This window comes from Terrabacter terrae (assembly GCF_039529575.1).
Lineage (GTDB): Bacteria > Actinomycetota > Actinomycetes > Actinomycetales > Dermatophilaceae > Terrabacter > Terrabacter terrae.
This window is the reverse complement of record NZ_BAAANB010000020.1, coordinates 202,145-209,464: the sequence shown is the minus strand read 5'-3', so window position 1 is coordinate 209,464 and position 7,320 is coordinate 202,145. Positions and strand designations below refer to the sequence as shown.

At 71.5% G+C, this 7,320-nt stretch carries 10 protein-coding genes; 7 read left to right on the top strand and 3 right to left on the bottom strand.

The window, feature by feature from the left end; translation table 11 throughout:
- Nucleotides 1-86: 86 nt before the first annotated feature.
- The gene (locus ABD194_RS10040) at nucleotides 87-239 is read right to left on the bottom strand and encodes a hypothetical protein (RefSeq protein ID WP_343990824.1); all 153 of its coding nucleotides are present in this window, start codon (nucleotides 237-239) and stop codon (nucleotides 87-89) included.
- Between the two features lie 378 nt (nucleotides 240-617).
- Between ABD194_RS10040 and ABD194_RS10035 the strand changes: the two genes are divergently transcribed.
- Together ABD194_RS10035 and ABD194_RS10030 are read left to right on the top strand one after the other, a co-directional pair.
- Nucleotides 618-1,295, top strand: a complete 678-nt coding sequence (locus ABD194_RS10035; RefSeq protein ID WP_343990822.1) for a GNAT family N-acetyltransferase — start codon at nucleotides 618-620, stop codon at nucleotides 1,293-1,295.
- An 8-nt stretch (nucleotides 1,296-1,303) separates the two neighbouring features.
- Nucleotides 1,304-1,846, top strand: coding sequence for a P-loop nucleotide/nucleoside kinase family protein (locus ABD194_RS10030; protein WP_343990820.1), 543 nt, complete (start codon nucleotides 1,304-1,306; stop codon nucleotides 1,844-1,846).
- A gap of 97 nt (nucleotides 1,847-1,943) precedes the next feature.
- Here ABD194_RS10030 and ABD194_RS10025 read toward each other — a convergent pair whose 3' ends face one another.
- Both ABD194_RS10025 and ABD194_RS10020 read right to left on the bottom strand, forming a co-directional pair.
- On the bottom strand, nucleotides 1,944-2,396 hold the full coding sequence (locus ABD194_RS10025) for a hypothetical protein (protein ID WP_343990818.1): 453 nt from the start codon (nucleotides 2,394-2,396) through the stop codon (nucleotides 1,944-1,946).
- A gap of 506 nt (nucleotides 2,397-2,902) precedes the next feature.
- A complete protein-coding gene (locus ABD194_RS10020) occupies nucleotides 2,903-3,265 on the bottom strand; it encodes a cupin domain-containing protein (RefSeq protein ID WP_343990816.1) in 363 nt (120 codons plus the stop codon).
- Between the two features lie 235 nt (nucleotides 3,266-3,500).
- Here ABD194_RS10020 and ABD194_RS10015 point away from each other — a divergent pair, with 235 nt between their 5' ends.
- From ABD194_RS10015 to ABD194_RS09995, 5 genes are all read left to right on the top strand, one after another.
- Nucleotides 3,501-4,043 (top strand): 2'-5' RNA ligase family protein, encoded by a 543-nt coding sequence (locus ABD194_RS10015; protein ID WP_343990814.1) that lies wholly within the window; start codon nucleotides 3,501-3,503, stop codon nucleotides 4,041-4,043.
- Nucleotides 4,040-5,074, top strand: a complete 1,035-nt coding sequence (locus ABD194_RS10010) for an LLM class flavin-dependent oxidoreductase (RefSeq protein ID WP_343990812.1) — start codon at nucleotides 4,040-4,042, stop codon at nucleotides 5,072-5,074. The genes ABD194_RS10015 and ABD194_RS10010 overlap by 4 nt, the downstream gene beginning before the upstream one ends.
- Nucleotide 5,075: 1 nt before the next feature.
- Nucleotides 5,076-6,410: a glycosyltransferase gene (locus tag ABD194_RS10005; protein ID WP_343990810.1), complete on the top strand. Its 1,335-nt coding sequence runs from the start codon at nucleotides 5,076-5,078 to the stop codon at nucleotides 6,408-6,410.
- Entirely contained in the window at nucleotides 6,376-6,726 is a 351-nt protein-coding gene (locus ABD194_RS10000) for a multicopper oxidase domain-containing protein (RefSeq protein WP_343990808.1), read from the top strand. The genes ABD194_RS10005 and ABD194_RS10000 overlap by 35 nt, the downstream gene beginning before the upstream one ends.
- Nucleotides 6,727-6,735: 9 nt before the next feature.
- A partial coding sequence (locus ABD194_RS09995; RefSeq protein ID WP_343990806.1) for a hypothetical protein occupies nucleotides 6,736-7,320 on the top strand: 585 nt, incomplete at its 3' end.

Below are 7,320 nucleotides of genomic sequence, written 5' to 3'. Positions count from 1 at the left end.
CCCACGCCGGGACGCGCAGCATCGGCGGCCCGGCATGGGTGTTCGCCGAGGTCGCGCTCCTCGCCGGTGACGAATGAGCGGTGGGGCTACGACCAGGGGTTGTCCGCCTTGTCGCGCATCTGCTTGGTCCACCTCAGCTCCTGCGCGCCGCAGCGCTGGCAGAGGAGCATGTCCTTGTCGCCCGGCTTCACGCGGAACGTGTGGCCCATGACCCAGCAGGGGAAGTTCCTGAGTCGCATCTTCCGAGTCTCCTCCAGCGGCACCGGACATGCGGCGGTTTGGGTTGCCGGAGCGGTCGCCTGCTGTGACCTCTCTGGGCATCCGCGACGAAGTAGGGCCTCTGATCGGCAGAGACGGCAGGCCTGCCGGTCGATCAGCAGCTCGCCGGCCGAACTGGCACCTGCAGCTGTGGTGGCCCAAGAAGCCGATCACGGTTATCTCGTGCGGATGCTGCGCCGGCCCGGGTTTCGGACCCCTCGTCAGTGGAGGGAACGGTGTCGGTCAGACCTGGGCCGCACCGAATGCGGGCGCCTTCGGGACGACGATTGGGCTACGGTTCCCGACACGTGGGCCCGACCGGAGCCGATCTGGCACCGCTTGCGGGGGAGAGTGTGGGCATGCTGACGATCGAAGAGATCTTTCCTCCCTTCGGGCTGCGCATCACGAGTGGCACCGTCGAGATGCGCGTGCTTCGCGACGAGGACATCCCGGAGCTCGTCGAGCTCATCTGCGGTGGGGTCCAGGCACCAGACCTGCCGATGCCCTTCCTCAACGACTGGCACGCCCAGCCCTTCCAGCCCGGGTCGCCCGAGGGGTTCCCGACCGCCTCGCTCGCGTGGTGGTGGAGCCAGCGAGCCACGTTCGCTCCCGAGGACTGGCGCATGGCTCTCACGGTGCGTCGCGACGGTGTCCTCGTCGGGATGCAGGACGTGCACGCCAAGAGCTTCCGGCAAGCGCGCCACGTGGAGACGGGCTCTTGGCTGGGACTGCGCCACCAGGGGCGAGGCACCGGGACGCTGATGCGACAGCTCGCCGTCGGGTTCGCGTTCGACGAGCTCGGTGCCCGCTCGTGCGGCTCCGGCTACATCGTCGGGAACCACGCCTCGGCCGCTGTGAGCCGGAAGACCGGCTACGTCACGAACGGACTGAACCGCATCGTGCAGCACACCACTGATGGGGCAATCGGCGTCGACGAGCAGCGGGTCCTCGTGACCCCGGGCACCTACATTCGTCCTCAGGCCTCGGTGACGACCCAGGGAGCAGACGCCCTTCGACGATTCTTGGCCCTCGCTTGAATGGGGAGGTGGCATCGACGCGACCGACGCTGTTTCTCACGGTGGGTCTTCCGGGCACCGGGAAGACCACCGCGGCGCGGCGCATCGAGGTTGAGGAGGCGGCTCTTCGGCTCACGAAGGACGAGTGGGTCAAGGCCCTGTACGGGCTCGCGAATCCGCCATCGGCGTCGGACGTGATCGAAGGACGGCTCATCGAGATCGGGCTGCGCGCCCTGCAGCTGGGCATCAACGTGGTGATCGACTACGGCCTCTGGGGCAGGGATGAGCGCTCGGCACTGCGAGCGGCTGCGGCCGATCTCGGTGCGACCGTGCAGATGCGCTACTTCGAGCTCACGCCGGCCGAGCAGCGGCGTCGACTCGACCGGCGTCAGGCCGAGGAGCCTCACACGACCTGGCACATGTCCGATGAGGAGCTCGCCACCTGGGGCGAGATCATCAGCGTCCCGACGTCGGGGGAGCTGGACGGCAGTGAGCCTGTCGATGAGCCGCCACCGGGCTTCGCGACCTGGGAGGAGTGGCGCAGCCATCGCTGGCCTCCCTCGATCGCGTGACAACGGGGCGCCGGCAGGAGACCGCCTGGCGCGTCGAGCGACTGCACGCTCGTGGGTATCCCACGCCGCGTGGGCCCGCTTGGCGCGTGGTGCGCCCTCAGTACGAAGTGCGGTGGTCGCCCGTGGGGCTGCCGATCCACTCACACCTCTCGGGTTGACGGGCTGCTCCGATGGTGACCTCCCAGACCAGGACGCCGGCGGTGAACGGGTCAACCCCGGAGAGCCCCACGACCTCGTTACGAAGCAGCACGAACGCCTCGCGGTCATGCGGCACGGGGCGTCCGGACCGCTGCATCGCCGCATCCACGATGGCTCGAGCACCGTGCGGGAGGGCGCATGCCTGCATGACACGCACACGGTGCTGGCGGAGTCGGGCACGCCAGCGCACGACCCGCCAGACACCCCAGACGCAGCATCCGTGGAACACCACCACGAGCACGACAACCGACTGAACGCGCATGTTGTGGTCGGCGCCCGTCTGCCCTGCCCACACGATGGGTAGCGTCAGCAGGCCAAGGAGCACAGTCACGGCGAGCGGCAGGTGCGCCATAACCGCCCGGCCCGGCCCGGGATCCTGACGTGCCTGCCACGCGGATGCGGCCCAGGCCTGCGGGTCCGCGTCGTGGGCCTCCGACCGGAGAGGCCTGACGCCGGCAATGGGGGTGGGGAGTGCTGTGGGAGGGGAGGAGGGCCCTCGAGTGCGCCACCCGGCCCAGTGCCGTCGCCTACTCACGTCGCGCCGCCGACACCGAGCCTGACGCCGCCACCATGCGCGTCTCATGGGACCGCGGGGGAGCAGCAGCACGGAGACCGCACCAAGGGCAGAGGGTCGAAGCGATCACGGGCCGTTCTCCGTCGGTTGTCGGCTTTCGCAGCGCTCCGCCCTGACGCAGGTGCCGCCACTGACGTGCACGTACCCACCGTGGGAGACCGTGCGTGTTCGCCGCCCTCGCGGATGTTGGCGCCGGGCACCATCAGCGGTCGTGCCCGGGATCGGCTGGTAGCAGGCGGTGGGGCTCAGGGGTGCCGGCGGTACGTGTCCCTTGGCCCGGGGCCTCAGCGCTTCGCGTAGTCGGCGAAACCCTGCCAGTCGATGAAGACGCAGGGCTCGTCCCCCACGACCCAGGCGTCATGGCCGGGCGCCATGGCCGCGAAGTCGCCCGGGCCGTAGTCCCTCTCCTCGCCGTCGTCCATGACGACCTTCATCCGGCCGGACACGAAGTAGCCCGCGTGGGCCGCCTGGCAGCTGTCCGTGCCGGCGATCGGCTTGACGTGCTCGGACCATCTCCAGCCGGGTAGGAAGGTCGCCCGGCCGACGACCCCTTCTGGCGTGTTCACCAGCTGCAGCTGGCCCGTGTCCCCTTCGAAGGGGCGCGTCTCCTCGGGCGAGTCGAGGCTCTTGCGCACGAGACCGGACATCGTGACCTCCCACGTGACTGCTGGTCGCGGAAACGGTTGCACCTTTCAGGTTGGCACCGCCGCACCCGGGTGTCAGTGCTTCTGCCCGACCGCACGCGTCTGTCCCTCGCCCCGGTGGCAAAAGGGCTCGCCCAGGTGGGAGCGGCATACGGTAGGGCCGTGAACGGCGTGGTCTCGGGAAACAGGCTTCCAAGCTCGGGGACGGGTGCGACGGCCCGCGGTATCGCCGCCTGACGTGGCGCTGCACTCGGTCGAGGGCCTGCTCGACGCCGCCGCGGACGCCGAGATCCGGCGTGAGTGGGCGGTGCTCGCCGAGGCGCAGCTGCCGAGCCAGGCCGGTCACACCAGCCCCACGAACGCGCCGCACGTGACCCTCTCGGCCGCCGGCGTCGTGCCCGACGCCGTCGAGGCTGCGCTGTGCCGGGCGCTGGAGGCGCTGCCGCCCGTCCCGGTGCGCCTCGGACCGCTCGTCGTGATGGGGGCACGACGCCACGTGCTCGCCCGGCTCGTCGTGCCGAGCGCGGCGCTGCTTGCCCTGCACCGGACGGTCGCGGAGGCGATGACGGGCGCTACCGACGTCTCGGAGCTCGTCCGCGTGGACCTCTGGACCCCACACGTGACACTGGCGCACGCGCTCACCGCCGCCCAGGTCGGCGAGGCGCTCGCGGTCCTCGGGCCGCTGCGGGCCGTGGACGGGTCGATCGAGACGGTGCGGCGCTGGGACCCCGTCGCTCGGCGCACGTGGCCCGTCAGCGGCATACCTACGATGGGCCCATGAGCCTCGAACTCGGCCTCGACACGTTCGGCGACATCGCCGAGGGTCCCGACGGTGCCCCGCTCCACCCCGCGACGGTGATCCGGGAGGTGCTGGCCGAGGGCGAGCTGGCCGACCGGCTCGGCCTCGACTTCTTCGGCATCGGCGAGCACCACCGGGACGACTACGCCGTCAGCGCCCCTGACGTGGTCCTCGCCGGGCTCGCGGGCCGCACGGAGCACATCCGGCTCGGCACGTCCGTCACCGTCCTATCGAGCGACGACCCGATCCGCGTGTTCCAGCGCTTCTCCACCCTCGACGGGGTCAGCCACGGCCGGGCCGAGATCACTGTGGGGCGAGGGTCGTTCATCGAGTCGTTCCCGCTCTTCGGCCTCGACCTGGCCGACTACGAGACGCTCTTCGAGGAGAAGCTCGACCTGCTCGCGGCGGTCGTGGCCGAACAGCCGTTCCGCTGGGAGGGCTCGATCCGGCCGCCGGTGCAGGTCGAGAAGGTCATGCCCGCAACCGAGTCAGGGCACCTGCCCGTCTGGGTCGGGGTCGGCGGCACGCCGCAGTCGGTGGTCCGGGCCGCGCACTACGGCTTCCCGGTCGTCATCGCGATCATCGGCGGCTCGGCGCGGCAGTTCGCGCCGCTCGCCGACCTCTACCGCCGGGCCCTGTCCGAGATGGGCAAGCCGGAGCTGCCGGTCGGCGTGCACTCGCCCGGCTACGTCGCGGCGACCGACCAGCAGGCCGTCGAGGAGTTCCTGCCGCACTTCCTGCCCTACATGAACAAGCTCGGCCGCGAGCGGCGCTGGGCCCCGATGGGCCGCGAGCAGGCGCTGCAGCAGCTCGGCCCCGGTGGCGCGGTCTACTGCGGCTCGCCCGACACCGTCGCGGCCAAGATCGTCGACACCGTGCAGGTGCTCAGGCTCTCGCGCTTCCAGCTGAAGTACTCCTTCGGCACCCTCCCGCACGCCCAGCGGATGGAGTGCATCCGCCTCTACGCCGATGAGGTCGTGCCGCGCGTGCGCGCGAAGCTCGGCGAGGGCTGACGTGCGACTCCTGTTACTGGGCATGGGCTCGCGCGGTGACGTGCAGCCCCTCGTCGCGCTCGGGCAGCGCCTCCGGCGGCGTGGGTATGCCGTGTCGCTCGCCGCGCCCGCCGACCTCGGTCACGTCGTGGCGGGCAGCGGTGTCGACTTCGAGCCGTTGTCGTTCGACCTCGAGGGGCCGCTGCGTGAGGGACCGGGGCGCAAGTCGCTGCGCGGGTCGGCGTGGACCCAGATGGGCGAGGCCAGGCTCATGCGACAGGTCATGGCGGCGACGGCCGACGCGCTGGCCTCCGACGTGGGGCGGCTCGTCGAGCAGGCGGATGCCGTCGTGTCCGGGGCGCTGACCTTCGACCTCGTCGACGCGCTGCTGGCGCCGGACGGCGGTGGCGACGATCGGGGTGGCAGCCCGACCAAGCCGCACTTCTACGCCGTCTTTGCGCCGGTCTGGCCCAGCGCCCACGGAGACTCGGTCGCGCTGGCGCTGCGGCCCCGCTCGACATCGTGGGTCAACCTCGCCTGGAGCAGGCTCGCCGGACGGGTGGCCCTCGACCTCTTCCGGCCCGCGGGCGACCTCGTGCGGGCACGAAAAGGTTCGCCGCGGCGACGCTTTCACGACTACGCCGCTGCAGCCGAACGCACGCCGACCCTGCTCGGCGCCAGCCCGAGCGTCGTGCCGCCCGCCGAGGACTGGCCGCCTGCCCTGCGCCAGACCGGCTACTGGGTCCGCGACGACGTCGACGGTGAGGCGCTGGACCGCGAGCTCGAGTCGTTCCTCGCGGTCGGCGATGCGCCGGTCTTCGTCGGCTTCGGCTCCATGCCGACCCCCGACCCCGACGGCATGGTGCGCGACCTCGTCGGCGTCCTGGGCCGGCTCGGGCTTCGCGGGGTCGTCAGCGAGGGCCTCGCCGGCCTGTCGCTCGAGCACCTGCCGGAAGATGGCGCAGCAGAGCTCCTCGGCACCGGACCCGCTCCGCACGACGTGCTCTTCCCCCGGTGCGCGGTCGTCGTCCACCACGGTGGGGCCGGCACCACTGCCGCCGCCGTCCGCGCCGGGGTGCCGCAGGTCGTCGTGCCGCACGCCGCCGACCAGCCCTACTGGGGCCGGAGGATGGCCGACCTCGGGGTCGCGCCACCGCCGATCGCGCGCAAGGACCTGACGCCCGCTCGGCTCCAGCGGGCGCTCGAGCTCGCCCTGTCCCCGGGAGCCCGCGAGGCGGCACACGCCCTCGGTGAGCGGGTGCGGGCCGAGGACGGCGCCGGCGACGCCGCCCGCCTCGTGGACGCCCACCTGGGACCGAGAGGTGGTTCACCGACCAGCAGAGGCCTCGAGGCCTGAGGAGTTCTCGAGGAAGGCGAGCACGGCCGCGGCCCTGCGGTGCACTCCTGCCTCGGGCAGCGCGAGCGGTGACAGGGCGGCGAGCGGGCTGGCCGGCACCCGGCTGCGCCTGGACGTGGGTCCGGGAGAGACGTACGAGGTGGCATTCGTCGCCGACACCCCGGGCATCTGGACCGACCACTGCCACACGCTGAAGCACGCCGTGGACGGCCTCGTCGCACACGTGATGTACGAGGGCGTCACCACCCGTTCCTCGTCAACGGGGCGGCGGGCAACCACCCGGAATGAGGTCAACGGGTCCGCCGACCCGCCGTAGCATCGCGGGATGAGCGCAGACGACGTGCTCGCCCTTCCTCGCACGGGCCTTCGTGGGGCTCTCATCCGCGTCGTCGAGCGACTCGCCGAGATCGGGGCCGTCCCGGGCCGGTCGCAGGACGAGGGCCTGCGGCAGGGCATGCTGATCTTCGCCTCGGTGCTCATCGCGGTGCTCTCGTTCGTCTGGGTCGGCACCTACCTCGCATACGGCCACCCGCTGTCGGCTGCCATCCCAGCGACCTACCAGGTGATCACCGCGGTCGGGCTGGTCGTGCTGTCCCGCACCCGGCGCTTCGCCGTGTTCAGCACGACGCAGCTGGTGGCGTTCCTCGTGCTCCCCGCCCTGCTGCAGGCCTCGCTCGGCGGGTTCATCGCCTCGAGCGGGATGGTGCTGTGGGCCATCTTCGTGCCGCTCGCCGCACTCGCCCTGCTGGGCCTGCGGCGCTCCGTCGGGTGGCTGGTGGCGTTCTTCACCGCGGTGCTGACGCTGGCGCTGCTCAACCCCTGGCTGTCCCAGCACCCGGCCGACCTGCCGGCCGGTCTGGTCATCACCTTCTTCGTGCTCAACGTCATGGGCGTCACCATCAGCGCCTAC

Excerpts from the sequence above, each read along its gene's own strand:
- ABD194_RS10010 (WP_343990812.1), top strand. The coding sequence starts at position 4,040 with ATGAGCCTCGAACTCGGCCTCGACACGTTCGGCGACATCGCCGAGGGT.
- ABD194_RS10035 (WP_343990822.1), top strand. The coding sequence starts at position 618 with ATGCTGACGATCGAAGAGATCTTTCCTCCCTTCGGGCTGCGCATCACG.
- ABD194_RS10040 (WP_343990824.1), bottom strand. The coding sequence starts at position 239 with ATGCGACTCAGGAACTTCCCCTGCTGGGTCATGGGCCACACGTTCCGC.
- ABD194_RS10025 (WP_343990818.1), bottom strand. The coding sequence starts at position 2,396 with ATGGCGCACCTGCCGCTCGCCGTGACTGTGCTCCTTGGCCTGCTGACG.
- ABD194_RS10020 (WP_343990816.1), bottom strand. The coding sequence starts at position 3,265 with ATGTCCGGTCTCGTGCGCAAGAGCCTCGACTCGCCCGAGGAGACGCGC.